This window comes from Bacillus cereus group sp. MYBK220-1 (genome assembly GCF_051916445.1).
Classification (GTDB): Bacteria; Bacillota; Bacilli; order Bacillales; family Bacillaceae_G; genus Bacillus_A; species Bacillus_A cereus.
In genome coordinates this window covers 675,461-691,006 of record NZ_JBQAGQ010000003.1, presented here as the reverse complement: position 1 = coordinate 691,006, position 15,546 = coordinate 675,461, and the positions used below count along the sequence as shown (strand labels likewise).

The following is a 15,546-nucleotide window of genomic DNA, read 5'->3' as shown; positions in this document are numbered from 1 at the left end:
TCATCGAAGCGATGACTGTTATTGTGCAGGTTGCTCTATCCCTTGGTTTTTTATCACCAATCTTTGGTGAAGTTCTTTTTCTGGATCCAATGGATAAGCGACCACTTGGCCATTCAGTTTAACTTCAACATTCGTTGCATTTCCAATATTAAGTCGCACTTCTTTTAATGTTGATACATCACGTTTTTCTATTTGGCCCTCTTGTACTGTAGCGTTTAGAATCACATTCCCAGCTTCATCTTTAACATCTACATAACTCGCACCTTTACCCGATAATTCCAGTTCTAATGTTTTATTATTATGAATTTCCAAAGTAGATACCTTTCCAGTTGTTCCAACTACTTTCACTTCTTGCTGTCCAGTTGGTTGTGCTGGTTGCTCCTCTTTCTTTGGTTCTTCTTTCTTTGGTTCCTCTTTTTTTGGTTCCTCTTTTTTTGGCTCTTCCGCTTTCACTTCATCTTTCTTCGTATCTAACGGAGAATCTTTCGCTTTTTGAACTTCAATTTTCTCACTTTGAGCGCTCGGAACTTTTTCATCATCTTTTCCAGTTAACGCTTGAAACACAAACCAGATTACCACTCCAACTGCGATTACTAACAGCGCAACTAAGATTTTCGGCATGTGATCTGCAATTGGCCATGATGAAGATTTTTGCATTGTTTCTTGTGTTTTTTGTCCCGTTGATACTTGTGGAACTTCACGCTTTTCAGATTGTGGTATCGTACTCTGATGTTCTACGAGCAGTTCCTCTCCATTTAATCCAACCGCATCTGCGTATTGTTTAATGAATGCACGCGCATAAAAAGCTCCTGGCAATACATCATAATTGCCTTCTTCAATTGCCACTAAATGGCGTTTTTGAATTTTTGTAATCTCATGCAGCTGATCAATAGACAAGCCTTTCGCTTCTCTTGCTTCTTTCAGCTTTTGTCCCAATTCCGTCACTACTAACACCTCAATATTTCTTTAAAAGTCAAACATAGAGAAATTATTTTGCGTACCTTGCTCAATTTCATCTACTAAATTATATTGAATTTCTTCATCATAATCGTTACGCAACTCGATAATATAATCAAAATCATCCAATGTGTATTCTGACTGACTCACAAATACATCAGGATGTTCCACAACTTTCGTTGCAGGCAATCTCATAATTTCACGAACGAGCTGCCAATGTCTTTCGTTAGCACGCTTCGTTGACACAATTCCATCTAGGATGAAAATATTGTCATCGCTATACTCATCTTCAATTAATTGACTACGAACAGTTTGCTTAATAAGAGTAGATGATACAAATAACCACCTTTTATTTGCACAAACACTTGCAGCAACAATGGATTCTGTTTTTCCGACACGAGGCATTCCGCGTATCCCAATTAGTTTATGGCCTTCTTTTTTCATAATTTCTGCCATAAAGTCTACAAGTAAGCCTAATTCATCACGCACAAATCGAAATGTTTTCTTATCATCTGCATCTCGTTGTATGTACCTACCATGCCTAACCGCTAGCTTATCTCTTAGCTTGGGCGGACGATATTTCGTTACCGTTATGTTATCCATCGTATTTAAAATTGATTCAAGTCTAGAGATTTGCTCTTGATTATCACACATAAGAAGTAACCCACGTCGTGCATTATCTACACCATTAATTGTGACAATATTAATGCCGAGCATACCGATTAACGAAGAAACGTCACCAAGCAAGCCAGGTCGGTTTTTATGTATTTCATATTCAAAATACCATTCAATCATCCAAGATCACTCCCCTTGCTTACTTTACACCTACGTACTATATTATATGATTTCACCTTAATAGGGAAGCTAAATGTATAATCTACCCTGTGTAATTATTATACAAAAAAAGTAGAGAGGAGAATCTCCTCTCTACTTTTACTTATGTTGTACGAACTTAACCATTAAATTTGCAATTGTATGTTGCTCCTGTTCATCAGCAACTTTCCAAAGCTCAGCTAATAATTTCTCTTGGTCATTGCGTCCTTCTACTTCATTAGCAAGATAGTCGCCAACACGAAACGCCATATCTGATACCGCACCGCCATCTAAACCTTTGTCTTGCGCTTGCTCTAAACGTTCTCCTAAAAAGCTCTTCCACTGATCAAAATTATCTAATACTGACATAATTAAGCACCTCACTATTGAGTAATAAAATCATCCTTAATTTGTGCAACTATTCATTTTTTATGTAAGAATTTTTTAGCAGTGCCAACCGCCATTCACTCCGATAATTTGTCCAGTTATGTAAGACGCTCCTGGTGATACGAGGAATGAAACTGTTTTCGCTACTTCTTCTGGTAATCCTATTCTACCTAATGGTATATCTTCAGCAATTCCCATTTTATCTTCTTCAGAAAAAACACTTAACATTTCCGTTTCAATTGCTCCTGGTGCTACTGCATTCACACGTAATCCACTTAAAGAAACTTCTTTCGCTAAAGCTTTCACATATGAATTTTGTGCCCCTTTTACCATTGAATAAAGCACTTCACAAGAAGCCCCTATTTGTCCCCATATAGATGAAACAATTACAATATTACCACTTCTTCTCCCGATCATAGGCGGAAGTGCCATAGAAAGTAATTTATATACGTTCTTCACTTGAAGTTCTACCATATAATCCAATTCATCGTTTGTTACATCTGTTACTAGTCCAAAAATACTCTTCCCAGCTGCGTATACAATAACATCAATAGGATGTTCAATTTGTCCCCACAATTGCTCTGCTCCATCACTAGAAGCTAAATTCGCTTGAACAGGGATAACTTCTCCCCATGCCTTCTGCAATTCCAATACCTTTTCTTCATTGTTATTGTAATGAACATAAACTGTATATCCATCTTGAATTAATTGTTTCGAAATAGTAGAGCCAATTCCTCCGCTCCCTCCAGTTACTAACGCATACTTTTTCATAAAGTCCCTCTCTTATCTCTACAAGTTCAATTTTCACATAACTAAATAATACCCTCATCTTACAATTTTTCAATGATAAGATGAGGGTATCTTTTTAATTTTATTTTTTCGGTAACACCTGACAAATACTCATTTTGTCTTCTGATAACAATAATTTCGCTACTTCTTGTAAGTCTTGAACGGTTAGTCCTTCTAATACAGTCAATGCGTCAAACAGGCTAGATTCATTAAACGCGTATCGTGTAAATTGATTTGCAATATATTCTGGTGAATTCAACGAGCGTAAAAAACCACCAATTTTCTTTTTCTTCACTCGTTCTAATGCCGCCGCATCTAATTGATCATAATCTGTTTTTAATAAAATATCTTTTAAACGATTTGCCAATTCATCAGGTTGTTTCGTATCACCGCCAACCATTGCAAAACCGAAGTTATTTTCTTCTGTATAGTCATACGAGAATGAATCATCAATAAGCCCTTCATTATATAAAGTTTCGTAATGAACAGAACTTTTTCCAAATAAATAATCTAAGAGTAACGTAAGCGCAATTTCTTGTTTTAAAAGCGCTTGCCCCTTTTCCTTTAAATTAGTCGCTTTAATACCAACTAAACATTTCGGTGTTTGCACAGGCATTGAAATAATTTTTTTCTTTTCATTTACCTCATTTGGTTCTTTTTCAAATGAACGCACAATTTCTGGCTGGTTTTTATAATCTTTTTTCGCTTGATTTTCACGTACTAAATCCATTGTTTTCTCTGGATCAATTGCACCCACAACAAATAATAACATATTGCTCGGATGATAAAATGTTTCATAACATTCATACAATAAATCTTTCGTAATTTTACTAATAGATTCGATTGTCCCTGCAATATCAATTTTAATTGGGTGTTTTACAAACAAGCTATCAATTAACCCGAAGTACAAACGCCAATCTGGGTTATCTTGATACATTTGAATTTCTTGCCCAATTATCCCCTTCTCTTTTTCAACCGTTTTTTCAGAGAAATAAGGCTCTTGCACGAAGTTTAGCAATGTATTTAAATTTTGTTCTACGTTTGAAGTACATGAAAAAAGGTAAGCTGTTCGTGTAAAGGATGTAAAAGCATTTGCCGATGCTCCTTGTTTACTAAACAATTGGAAAGCATCGTGATCTTCTTTTTCAAATAATTTATGCTCAAGAAAATGTGCAATTCCATCAGGCACACGAATCATTTCTTCTTTCCCTAATGGTACAAATGTATTATCTACAGAACCATATTTCGTCGTAAACGTCGCAAATGTTTTATTAAATCCTTGTTTCGGTAAAACATATACATCTAATCCATTAGGAAGTTTTTCATAATAGAGTGTTTCTTTTAATTGCTCATAAACAATTTTCTCCATTTACTCTCCCTCCGTTCCTTGTAAAAAGTAAATTGTATCTAGTTCAATATTTTTAGCAACTTTTACAATTTCTTCTTTCGTCACACTTTCTATACCTGTAAGCCATTCTTCAACTGGACGTGTACGATCTGAAATAATACCATGATATAGCATTTCTACAAAGCCACGTGGTGTATCAATTGCCTCTAATATTTGATTTTGGATGACACTTTTTGTTTGATGTATTTCTTCTTCAGAAAACTCTCCGTTTTGCATCGCAAGCATTTGTTCTTTAATAATCTCAACTGCTTTTTCATAATTTTTCGCTTCGATTCCTGACATAACAAATAATAAACCTTTATGACTTTCAAAGCGCGATGCTGCATAGTACGCTAAACTATTTTTTTCACGCACATTTACGAATAACTTCGAATGAGAAAAGCCACCAAACAATCCATTGAACAATTGCAATGCAAAATAATCTTCATCTTTATATGTGACAAATGTACGATAACCGATGTGTAATTTACTTTGTTTTAATTCTTGTTTTTCAACAACTTCTTTTTCTTCATTGTTTCGTCTATGAAGGAGTACATTTCTTTCTCTCACTGGACGAGTTGAAATAGAAAAATACTTACTTACAAGATCAACGGCGTTTTCTGAAATATCACCAATAATATATAGATCCATTTCATCTTCCGCTAACACCTTTTGATAATACTGATACAAACTTTCATTTGTAATAGACATAACACTCTCTTTTTTTCCATTTGCACTTAAACGATACGGTTCTACTTTGCACATTTCTTCAATTAAACGCTCGTTTGCATAACGCATTTTATCATCATAAGTAGCTTCAATTCTCTGTAACAGTGCTCTTTTTTCACTTTCTACGATAGAAGATAGGAAACCGTTCCCCTCCGTTGCTGGATGTAACACAATATCTGACAACATAGAAAGCGCTTTTTCAAATAACGGTGGTGCATCATGTAAATAAACTTCATTTGCAATGTCTACATAAATGGAGATAATATGGTCTTCCCCTTTTTTACTTACATCTACCGCTAAAGAAGATCCGTATAATTCTTCTAAATATTGACGAAGACGAATTACAGAAGGTAATTTTTCTGTCGCACTTTGCAATACGTATGGCAATAGGGCACGCTCTGTCACCGTCTCCTCATTTAAAGGCGCTTTAAAACGAAATACAAAGGTATTCGTTTTATATTTATCAGTCGGAATAATATGTACGCGCAAACCACCTAACTCATGTAGTTGTTGTTCCATTAGTTTCATTTATAGCCCTCCTTTACGTATATAGGAATATTCCTCTTCAATATACAGTTTTTAGAAATAAAAAATCAACTTTTCTCCCTTATTATGCTTACATATGATTCTTTCTAAAAACTTTAATATGTAAGGAACATAGTAAAATTCCGTATTAAATATATTCTATGTAAAAAAGCCCACACTAATGTGCGAGCTTTTTTATACTTATAAAATACTTATCGTTTTCCTTTTTCATAAGGAGTTCCTAATGCTTTAGGAGCTTCAGAACGACCTACAAAACCGACAAGCGCTAATATTGTGAATACATATGGTAATATCGTTAATAAAACACTTGGAATTTGGTCTAATACAGGGATTGTTCCGCCCGTTACACTTAAAGATTGCGCAAAACCAAAGAATAGAGCTGCACCTAGTGCGCCTAGTGGATTCCACTTTCCAAAAATCATAGCAGCTAAAGCTAAGAAACCTTGTCCTGTAATAGTTGCCCCTGAGAAGTTATTAGAAATTGACATTGCAAAAATCGCTCCACCAATTCCAGCAAACACTCCTGAAATACAGACTCCAATATAGCGCATTTTATATACGTTAATCCCCATCGTATCCGCTGCCATTGGGTGTTCACCAACAGCACGTAGACGAAGACCGAACGGTGTTTTATAAATAACATACCAAACAACGAATGCTAAAATAATGGCAATATATGACGTTATTGGTACGTTCGAGAAAAATATTTTCCCTAAAACCGGAATATCCGAAAGGCCTGGAATATCAATCTTTTCAATACGATACTGAATAAAGTCAGTCTGCCCTTTATCAAAAATCTTCTTAATTGCAAATACTGTTAAACCAAGAGATAAGAAGTTAATGGCTACACCACTTACAACTTGATCTGCTCGGAATGTAATAGAAGCTACCGCATGAAGTAATGCAAATAATCCACTACCAATTGCCGCAAATAGTAACGCAATCCACGGAGTCATCGTTCCCCAAGTATCACCCATTAATAAGTTTGTAACGACTCCAATAAATGCACCAAATAGCATTAGTCCTTCTAATCCGATATTTACAACACCCGATCGTTCACTAAATACACCACCTAGTGCCGTGAAAATGATAGGTGCCGATGTATATAACGTACCCGTCACAAGAATGGCTAATATATCTAAAAAGCTCATTTATTTCCCCTCCTTGCTCATGCGTGTAAGCGCCCATCTTAACACATAACTACATGCAACAAAGAAGATGATACATGCAATAATTACATTAATAAGCTCTGACGGTACATCTGCCTCAAAGTTCATTTGAGGGGAAGCACTTTTCAAACCACCAAATAATAAAGCTGAAAGGATTATACCAAACGGATTATTCCCTCCAAGTAATGCTACGGCAATCCCATCAAATCCTACTCCTGTAAACGAAGACATCGCTGTCATACTCTGGAATGTCCCTAATCCTTCCATCGCTCCACCAATCCCCGCAAATGCACCAGCAATTGTCATGGAGAATACTACATTACGAGAAACTTTCATACCTGCATATTGAGAAGCATGCTGATTAAATCCTACTGACTTTAATTCGTAACCTAAAGTTGTTCGATCTAATAAGAACCACATTAAAATAGCGATTAAAATTGCTACAATAATTCCCCAGTGTAGACGTGAACCATCAGTAATAGAAGCAAGCCAGTCTGAAGATAGTGACGCACTCTCTTTAATATCATACGTTTTGTCATTACCCGCATGTAAGAAACGCTTAATGATGTCATACGTTACATACAACGCGATATAGTTCATCATAATAGTTACAATAACTTCATTCACTTGAAACTTCCCTTTTAAATATCCCGGAATGAAACCCCAAATTCCGCCCACCAATGCTGCAAATAAAATAGATAATGGAATATGAAGGAAAGCTGGTAGTGAGACTGCATAACCGAACCAAACCGCTGCAAGCCAACCAACTAACAATTGACCCTCTACCCCGATATTAAATAAACCTGTACGAAATGCAAACGCCACCGATAAGCCAGCAAGAATAAGCGGTATCATTGTACGAAGCGTTTCACCAATCGCACTTGCGCTGCCGAACATTCCTGTCCAAAGTGCACTATAACCAACAATTGGATCATAGCCACTAACTAGCATTACAATCGCTCCTACAAGTAAGCCGAAAATAACGGATAGTACTGGGACTAAAATATTTATCGTTCGTTCTGTTAAAAGCTTTTTAGCCATTTGTACCCACCTGCTCCTTCTTTGTTCCTCCAGCCATTAACAATCCAAGCTGTTGTTCATTCGTTTCTTTCGCATCAACTATTGCTACAATTTCCCCTTCATAAATAACAGCAATTCGATCGCTAACATTTAAGATTTCATCTAACTCTAATGATAAAAGTAATACACCTTTTCCTTTATCCCTTTGCTCTATTAATCTCTTATGAATAAATTCAATTGCTCCTACATCTAAACCACGTGTTGGCTGTGCCGCAATTAATAAATCTGGATTTCGGTCTACTTCACGTGCAATAATTGCTTTTTGTTGATTCCCCCCAGATAGAGCGCGTGCTAACGTTTGCTCACTAGGTGTACGCACATCAAACTGTTCAATAAGAGCCTTTGCTTTTTCTGTAATTTTGCTGAAATTTAAAATCCCTTTCTTTGAAAATGGATTTTTATAATACGTTTGCAGAACTATATTATCTCTAACAGAAAAATCAAGAACGAGTCCGTGTTTATGACGATCTTCTGGAATATGACCAATTCCTTCTTCTGTTATTCTTCTAACAGGCCAATTTGTTATTTCTTTTCCTTTAATTGCAATAGAACCTGACTCAACTTTTCGTAAACCAGTAATTGCTTCTATTAATTCACTTTGTCCGTTTCCATCAATCCCTGCAATCCCAACAATTTCCCCCGCACGAACAGTTAAGTCAAGGCCTTTTACAGCAGGTAGTTGACGTGCATCGTGAACAACAAGGTTTGCAATTGAAAGTACCTCTTCTTTTGGCTTCGCGTCTATTTTTTCTGTTTTAAAATTCACTTGACGTCCGACCATTAATTCTGCAAGTTTATTTTCATCCGTATTTGCAACGTCAACCGTTCCAATCCCTTTTCCTTTACGAATAATCGTACAACGATCGCAAACTTCCATAATTTCTTTCAACTTATGTGTAATAAGAACAATAGATTTTCCTTCTTGCACAAGCTTTTTCATAATTTGAATTAGCTCATGAATTTCTTGCGGTGTTAACACAGCTGTTGGTTCATCAAATATTAAAATTTCTGCACCGCGGTAAAGAGTTTTCAAAATCTCAACACGCTGCTGCATACCAACTGAAATATCCTGTATTTTCGCATATGGATCTACAGATAAACCGTATTGTTCAGACAGTTTTTGAATTTCTTTAGCAGCTTCCTCAACAGCAATTTTCCCTTTTTTCTTCGGTTCATTTCCGAGAATAATATTCTCTGTAACTGTAAAATTATGAACAAGCATAAAGTGTTGATGGACCATTCCAATACCAAGGTCATTTGCTATATTCGGATTTGTGATTTTTACAGGTTTACCTTTAATTTTAATTTCACCCTGCTCTGGTTGGTACAAACCAAATAGTACATTCATTAATGTGGATTTCCCTGCACCATTTTCTCCAAGTAAAGCATGTATCTCACCCTGCTTTACTTGCAGCGTAATATCATCATTCGCTACAATGCCTGGGAATACTTTCGTAATGTTATTCATCTCAATTACGTATTCCATTGTGTTCCTCCTTTTAACAGGGAACATTCCCTATTACACTATTAACTTATTAAGCAATTCGGAAGTTTTATACATACAAAGGTTAGTTCTATGAACTAACCTTTGCTATTTCTCTATTTATTTTTTTAGAGAAGCTTCGTATTCTTTATACTCTTTATCTGTAGCTGGCACTTTAATTTCACCGGCTGTAATTTTCTTTTCAAGCTCTTCTACTTTTGTTAAAATTTCAGGGTTAACTTTTTTCACGTTATCAGTTGTTTTTGAAATACCAATACCGTCATCTTTTAAGCCGAACTCTTCAATTTTTCCACCTTTTAAATTCCCATCTTTTGCTTCTTTAGCTACTTTTTCTACTGCTACATCAACACGTTTAATCATTGAAGTTAATGTTACATTTTCAGGCATACCTTCTTGATGTTGGTCACGGTCAACACCGATTACCCAAACATTTTCACCTTTTTTCTTACGGTTTTTCGCTTCTGTGAACACACCGTTACCTGTACCACCAGCAGCATGATAAATTACGTCTACGCCTTGACCATACATTGCTGAAGCAAGAACTGTACCTTTTTCAGGCTTATCGAATGCTTCTGCATATTCAGATACGATTTCAATGTTTGGATTTACTGCCTTTGCACCAGCTTTAAATCCATTTTCAAATTTACTAATTAAATCACTTTTCATTCCACCAACAAATCCTACTTTATTCGATTTTGTTGACATAGCTGCTACCGCACCTACAAGGAATGATCCTTCATGATCTTTAAACGTAATGCTCGTTACGTTCGGTGCATCTACAACAGTATCTACGATTGCAAATTGTTGTTTTGAAGATTCTTTTGCTACTTCTTTAATTGCACCTTCTAATTTATAACCAATTCCGAATGTTAAATCATATTTATCTTTTGAGAATTTTTTTAAATTCGGAATATAATCAGCTTCTTTTTCAGACTGAAGGTAACGATAATTTGTCTTTTCTTTTAAACCATTATCTTTACCAAACTTTTGTAACCCTTCCCAAGAAGATTGGTTAAATGACTTATCATCAACGCCCCCAACATCCGTTACAAGACCAACCTTGAAATCTTTATTGTCTTTCGTGTCTTTCTTGTCACTGCTCGCCTTATCCGAGTTACCACATGCACCTAAAACTGTACTTGCTGCTAAAGTTAATGATAATAAAAGGCCTGCTTTTTTCTTCATACTAGAAACCCCTCCAAAAATGATATATATTTATTTATTCTTACGCTGCTGTTCCTTACTTCTTGCTGTCACCTCCCTAAAAAGGAATTTACCTACATACGCTTTCTTAATACGTGGAAGCTAAATTTATCAGCTCTAAAGTAATTGATAGAATATAAGATTGGCTCATCATTTTGATCATAGTGCATTTGTTTTAATACAAGCAGTGCTGTTTCAGGCTCACATTCTAAAATTGGTGAGATTTTAGGGTGATAGCCAATTGGCTCAATGTGAGCAACCGCATATGTTATGCGCTTATGCGTGTTATTATGTATCACCGTTAATAATGATTCCTCATTGTAACCCGATAAGTCTGGCAATATTTCTTTTGCAAGTTTATCGATACAATACACAACAGGTTCCCCATCTGCTGTACGCACGCGTTCAATCATCACTGCATTAAAACCATCTTCACTATTAAACTTCTCTTTTTCCTCTTCTGTTAAAGTTGTAGTAGATGATGATAAAAAGATTGTTCCTGGTGTTTTCCCCACACTAGAAATCATATCTGTAATACTAGAAAGTTGTTCTATTCCAGAAGAAAATAATGGCTTTGCATTTACAAATGTCCCTACACCATGTCTACGAATGACAACATTTTCTTCTTCTAAAATACGCAACGCTTCCCTTAAAGTCGCTCTACTTACGCCAAGTTCTTTCGCTAAATCAAACTCTGATGGTAACTTTTGTCGTTCTTTATAAGCGCCATCTTTAATTTTTTCTTTGATGTGATCAATCACCCGTAGATATAGGTGACGACTATCAGATTTTACTGACATAAGACTCCCCCGCATTTCAATTATTCGACCTCTGATGTAAGACTTCTTTTCTCTTTTTTCAACTTACAACATAGTACAAATGACTAAACACCAAAATAAGTGTAATTGTCGAATAAATAATAATAATTTTTTAAAATAAAATTTTCACTCTTTATTGCATAAAAAAACTTTGCACCATAAACATTCCTCATTTCGAGAAAAAGTTCGGCACAAAGATCCTTTACATCCTTTGTTACACACTTTTCCCCTCATAGTCTAGCAATTCATGGTTGCCAGGTAGAAACTTATGGACCTTATCTCCAAGATTATATGAGGCAGTGATTCTTTTCGAAGTAATCTTACCACTTGCTCTCATACGTGTCAACAAAATCTAACATTTTTCTGCATTAAATATCGAACATTTACATAAAACATACTAAAAGTATTCGTATTCTAAAGGGCACCCCTAAATGTAAGCCCTTTCTTTATCGCTGAGTATAGTATATAACAAAAACACTATATAAAAAAGCCTAATTGTAAAAACAATTAGGCTTTTTTTAAGAACTTTTTTCTTGTACATCATTAATGAGTACTTCCCTCGGTTTACTCCCTTCATACGGACCTACTACACCATTCATTTCCATTGCATCAATTAGGCGAGCAGCTCGCGTATAACCTACTCTAAACCTACGTTGTAACATAGAAACAGATGCTGTTTGCATTTCCACTACAAGTTGAACCGCTTCATCATATAATTCATCTTCTACTTCCTGCTTCGTATCAGGAACATCTTGCGGAATCATATCTTCTTGATATTGTGCTTTTTGCTGTCCAATAACATATTCTACAACTCTCTCAACTTCATCATCTGATAGAAATGCGCCTTGTACACGTACAGGTTTCGATGCACCAATTGGTATAAACAGCATGTCTCCACGACCTAGTAGCTTCTCTGCACCACCACCGTCAAGAATTGTACGAGAATCTGTTTGAGAAGATACAGCGAATGCAATACGTGATGGAATATTTGCTTTAATAACACCCGTAATAACGTCAACTGACGGACGTTGCGTTGCAATAATTAAATGAATACCAGCAGCACGAGCCATTTGCGCTAGACGCATAATCGCATCCTCTACATCAGACGAAGCAACCATCATTAAATCTGCTAACTCGTCCACAATTACTACAATATAAGGTAATTCGGGTTGTTTCGCTTCTGATTGACTATTATGCTCTTTTATATAATCGTTGTATCCTTCAATGTTACGTGTACCACTATGAGCAAACAATTCATAACGACGTTCCATTTCACTCACAACTTTTTTCAATGCTTGCGATGCTTTTTTCGGATCAGTTACAACTGGCGTTAACAAATGAGGCACACCGTTATATACATTTAGCTCTACCATTTTCGGGTCAATCATCATTAATTTTACTTCATGTGGTTTTGCACGCATTAAAATACTAACAATAATACCGTTAATACATACACTTTTCCCGCTACCTGTCGCACCAGCTACGAGTAAATGAGGCATTTTATTTAGACGGGCTAATACAGCTTCACCTGTAATATCTCGGCCAAGACCAATTAACAACTTCTCTTCCGGATGATTATTAGCCTTAGAGTCAAGAACTTCCCTCAGCGTTACCATCGAAACCTCTGAGTTTGGAACTTCGATCCCTACAGCTGATTTCCCGGGAATTGGCGCTTCAATACGAATGTCCTTTGCAGCTAAAGCAAGGGCTAAATCATCACTTAAACTGACAATTTTGCTTACCTTTACCCCCATATCAGGATACACTTCATATTTTGTAACTGCAGGACCTCTATGCACTTTTGTTACTTTCGCTTTCACTCCAAAACTTTGGAATGTACGTTCTAATTTACGAGCATTCTCATAAATTTCCGCATTTTCATTTGTAACTTGCTTATTCTTTGGAAATTTTAATATATCAAGTGAAGGAAGCTTGTAATCTTTATTTTCTACATTTGAAAATTGCATAGGAGGTGCTTGCGCTTCACTCTCTAACGATTCAACAATTTTTTCTCCACGCTTTTTCTTTGGTTCTTCAATTGGCGGAGTCTCTTCAATAAACGGTGAAGTGATCAACTCTTCTTGCTCTACTTCGATTCGTTTATCCTCTTCTTCATTTACAGGATAATTCTCAGTGAAATTCGAAATAATCGGAGGATCAATTGAGATTTCTTCCATCGGCTCAATAATTTCTTCTTGTTCTGCAGCACGTTTGCTTCTTGTGCTTCTTGTTGTTTTTTTCTTTTCTGTTTGTTCAGCCGTTCTTTTGGCTCTCCAATCTTTATAATCCCCTTGCATCACTTGAAACTGACTTCTAAGAATTCTACCAACTGGAGCTAACACTTCTCCAATATGCTTATTTGTTATACAAAGTATACCGAGAATAACTAGAATAATACCAATGATATAAGCTCCTACTTCGTCAAATAAGAAGTAACATGTTGCGAACATAAGCGCACCAAACATACCACCACCTAAATGAACGCTATCTGGCCCCTTTTTCATTTCAAGAAAGAAGTTATCTTTCGTACTCACAATAACAGAAGTATTTTGCACTGCTCCATCTTTTGTAAGAAGGTTAAATAATGTAATATGACTAAACATTAATATCGCCAATACAATTAAATAAAATCCAATTAATCGTTTATTTAAAAGGTTCGGCCATCCGCGTTTTATAACAAAGGAAACCGATAAAGCTATTACACCTAACACACCAATTATGTACCACTCACCAAAGAAGAAGCGAAAAAATAACACAAACGATTTCCCTACAACACCTAGCTGTAAAATCGTAATGATTGAAAGTGCAAAAAGAGTTAAACCGACGATTTCATAATACAAAGTTGGCTTTATCGTACGTCTTGCCTTTGCCTTCGTCCCTCTTTGCTTTTGTTTTGCCATTTCTTCACCTCGTGTTCTACATATAAGTAAAGCTCCCTTCAAAATGCTCTATTTATATGTCTGTTTTCTCTATTTTTCAGGTCTTTATATCTTCTATTTTTACACTTCTTGTAAAATGCTAAATAAACAGAAGAAAGCAGCCTACTCATGGCTGCTCAACCGTCTTGTTTTTTATATTATACCATAGCTTCTAAACAAAATCCTTCTTTTTGCTAAAAGGTTATTTTCTGACCGGGCTCAAACTCTAAATAGTGAAGTGGGTCCGTACTTAGCACACGTACAATAGAATAACATCCATGTTCCTCTTCAGAAACCATTAATTCCACACCATTTATATTTACAACTTTTTGACTTTCACATTGTGAATAATCGACCGGATACACAAGTTGCTCTGGCATAATTGTATATAAAATCATTGTAGCATTGTCCCTTCTGTACTATCTTCCGCACGAACATCTATTAATTCGTTTAATTTTCGAATCGCATTTCCAATACCGCCGACATCATCTATAAGACCGTACTTTACTGCATCTCCACCAATTACATTCGTCCCAATATCTCGCGTTAAATTTCCTTTCGCAAACATAAGCTCTTTAAAACGATCTTCTGTTACTTTCGAGTGCTTCGTCACAAAACGAATGACTCTTTCTTGCATCTTATCCAAATACTCAAATGTTTGTGGCACACCTATGACAAGACCTGTTAAACGAATTGGATGAATTGTCATCGTCGCAGTTTCCGCAATAAACGAATAGTCAGTAGAAACAGCAATCGGTACACCGATGGAATGTCCCCCACCTAAAACTAGAGATACTGTTGGTTTTGAAAGTGAAGCTACCATTTCAGAAATTGCTAGCCCAGCTTCAACGTCACCTCCAACTGTATTTAATATTAAAAGCAAACCTTCAATTTTCGGATTTTGTTCAATCGCAACAATTTGCGGAATGATATGCTCATATTTTGTTGTTTTATTTTGCGGTGGTAATTGAACATGACCTTCCACTTGTCCGATAATCGTTAAACAATGAATACGTGATTCATTCATCTGTGGTACATTTGTCTGTCCAAGCTGTTGAATTTTTTCAACTATTGAAGCCTCTTTTCCAGCTTCTTTTGGCTCAGCTTCTTTTGGCTCAGCTTCTTTTTCTTCATTTGTATATCGATCACGTTCTGTCATTTCGCATCCCCTTTCACTCGTATATAACTATTATTTCTTAAGTTATAAATTTCATTCGATAGGGTTAAAAAGAAAAAAGATCACCCA

At 35.9% G+C, this 15,546-nt stretch carries 14 protein-coding genes and 1 riboswitch; all 14 genes read right to left on the bottom strand.

Going from position 1 to position 15,546, the window contains the following annotated elements; all coding sequences use genetic code 11:
* Positions 1-18 precede the first annotated feature (18 nt).
* The 14 genes from ACTFRU_RS17320 to tepA all read right to left on the bottom strand — a co-directional run bounded on the left by ACTFRU_RS17320 (position 19) and on the right by tepA (position 15,459).
* Positions 19-945, bottom strand: a complete 927-nt coding sequence (locus ACTFRU_RS17320; protein WP_006928386.1) for a helix-turn-helix domain-containing protein — start codon at positions 943-945, stop codon at positions 19-21.
* Positions 946-966: 21 nt separating this feature from the next.
* On the bottom strand, positions 967-1,752 hold the full coding sequence (locus tag ACTFRU_RS17315) for a DUF3388 domain-containing protein (RefSeq protein WP_000574107.1): 786 nt from the start codon (positions 1,750-1,752) through the stop codon (positions 967-969).
* A gap of 138 nt (positions 1,753-1,890) precedes the next feature.
* Positions 1,891-2,139: a DUF3243 domain-containing protein gene (locus ACTFRU_RS17310; protein ID WP_000114450.1), complete on the bottom strand. Its 249-nt coding sequence runs from the start codon at positions 2,137-2,139 to the stop codon at positions 1,891-1,893.
* Positions 2,140-2,214: 75 nt separating this feature from the next.
* Positions 2,215-2,928, bottom strand: coding sequence for an elongation factor P 5-aminopentanone reductase (ymfI, locus tag ACTFRU_RS17305; protein ID WP_006928385.1), 714 nt, complete (start codon positions 2,926-2,928; stop codon positions 2,215-2,217).
* Between the two features lie 100 nt (positions 2,929-3,028).
* Positions 3,029-4,315 (bottom strand): EF-P 5-aminopentanol modification-associated protein YfmH, encoded by a 1,287-nt coding sequence (gene yfmH, locus ACTFRU_RS17300; RefSeq protein WP_016123272.1) that lies wholly within the window; start codon positions 4,313-4,315, stop codon positions 3,029-3,031.
* Positions 4,316-5,590: an EF-P 5-aminopentanol modification-associated protein YfmF gene (gene yfmF, locus ACTFRU_RS17295; protein ID WP_000772418.1), complete on the bottom strand. Its 1,275-nt coding sequence runs from the start codon at positions 5,588-5,590 to the stop codon at positions 4,316-4,318. It abuts the gene before it with no gap.
* Positions 5,591-5,799: 209 nt separating this feature from the next.
* On the bottom strand, positions 5,800-6,759 hold the full coding sequence (locus tag ACTFRU_RS17290) for an ABC transporter permease (RefSeq protein ID WP_000008857.1): 960 nt from the start codon (positions 6,757-6,759) through the stop codon (positions 5,800-5,802).
* Positions 6,760-7,818: an ABC transporter permease gene (locus ACTFRU_RS17285; protein ID WP_001085254.1), complete on the bottom strand. Its 1,059-nt coding sequence runs from the start codon at positions 7,816-7,818 to the stop codon at positions 6,760-6,762.
* Positions 7,811-9,343: an ABC transporter ATP-binding protein gene (locus ACTFRU_RS17280; protein ID WP_000456914.1), complete on the bottom strand. Its 1,533-nt coding sequence runs from the start codon at positions 9,341-9,343 to the stop codon at positions 7,811-7,813. Before ACTFRU_RS17280 ends, ACTFRU_RS17285 begins: the two co-directional genes overlap by 8 nt.
* A 117-nt stretch (positions 9,344-9,460) precedes the next feature.
* The gene (locus ACTFRU_RS17275) at positions 9,461-10,546 is read right to left on the bottom strand and encodes a BMP family lipoprotein (RefSeq protein ID WP_000725771.1); all 1,086 of its coding nucleotides are present in this window, start codon (positions 10,544-10,546) and stop codon (positions 9,461-9,463) included.
* Between the two features lie 92 nt (positions 10,547-10,638).
* Positions 10,639-11,364, bottom strand: a complete 726-nt coding sequence (locus ACTFRU_RS17270; RefSeq protein WP_000114182.1) for a GntR family transcriptional regulator — start codon at positions 11,362-11,364, stop codon at positions 10,639-10,641.
* Between the two features lie 231 nt (positions 11,365-11,595).
* A riboswitch (purine riboswitch) is annotated at positions 11,596-11,697 on the bottom strand.
* Between the two features lie 203 nt (positions 11,698-11,900).
* On the bottom strand, positions 11,901-14,282 hold the full coding sequence (locus tag ACTFRU_RS17265; protein ID WP_001118782.1) for a DNA translocase FtsK: 2,382 nt from the start codon (positions 14,280-14,282) through the stop codon (positions 11,901-11,903).
* A gap of 212 nt (positions 14,283-14,494) precedes the next feature.
* A complete protein-coding gene (locus tag ACTFRU_RS17260; RefSeq protein WP_000605036.1) occupies positions 14,495-14,698 on the bottom strand; it encodes a YlzJ-like family protein in 204 nt (67 codons plus the stop codon).
* Positions 14,695-15,459, bottom strand: a complete 765-nt coding sequence (gene tepA / locus ACTFRU_RS17255) for a translocation-enhancing protein TepA (protein WP_318788039.1) — start codon at positions 15,457-15,459, stop codon at positions 14,695-14,697. The genes ACTFRU_RS17260 and tepA overlap by 4 nt, the downstream gene beginning before the upstream one ends.
* Positions 15,460-15,546: the final 87 nt, after the last annotated feature.

Coding starts and splice junctions, on each gene's coding strand:
- ACTFRU_RS17315 (WP_000574107.1), bottom strand. CDS start 1,752: ATGATTGAATGGTATTTTGAATATGAAATACATAAAAACCGACCTGGC.
- ACTFRU_RS17310 (WP_000114450.1), bottom strand. CDS start 2,139: ATGTCAGTATTAGATAATTTTGATCAGTGGAAGAGCTTTTTAGGAGAA.
- ymfI (WP_006928385.1), bottom strand. CDS start 2,928: ATGAAAAAGTATGCGTTAGTAACTGGAGGGAGCGGAGGAATTGGCTCT.
- yfmH (WP_016123272.1), bottom strand. CDS start 4,315: ATGGAGAAAATTGTTTATGAGCAATTAAAAGAAACACTCTATTATGAA.
- yfmF (WP_000772418.1), bottom strand. CDS start 5,590: ATGAAACTAATGGAACAACAACTACATGAGTTAGGTGGTTTGCGCGTA.
- ACTFRU_RS17290 (WP_000008857.1), bottom strand. CDS start 6,759: ATGAGCTTTTTAGATATATTAGCCATTCTTGTGACGGGTACGTTATAT.
- ACTFRU_RS17285 (WP_001085254.1), bottom strand. CDS start 7,818: ATGGCTAAAAAGCTTTTAACAGAACGAACGATAAATATTTTAGTCCCA.
- ACTFRU_RS17280 (WP_000456914.1), bottom strand. CDS start 9,343: ATGGAATACGTAATTGAGATGAATAACATTACGAAAGTATTCCCAGGC.
- ACTFRU_RS17275 (WP_000725771.1), bottom strand. CDS start 10,546: ATGAAGAAAAAAGCAGGCCTTTTATTATCATTAACTTTAGCAGCAAGT.
- ACTFRU_RS17270 (WP_000114182.1), bottom strand. CDS start 11,364: ATGTCAGTAAAATCTGATAGTCGTCACCTATATCTACGGGTGATTGAT.
- ACTFRU_RS17265 (WP_001118782.1), bottom strand. CDS start 14,282: ATGGCAAAACAAAAGCAAAGAGGGACGAAGGCAAAGGCAAGACGTACG.
- ACTFRU_RS17260 (WP_000605036.1), bottom strand. CDS start 14,698: ATGATTTTATATACAATTATGCCAGAGCAACTTGTGTATCCGGTCGAT.
- tepA (WP_318788039.1), bottom strand. CDS start 15,459: ATGACAGAACGTGATCGATATACAAATGAAGAAAAAGAAGCTGAGCCA.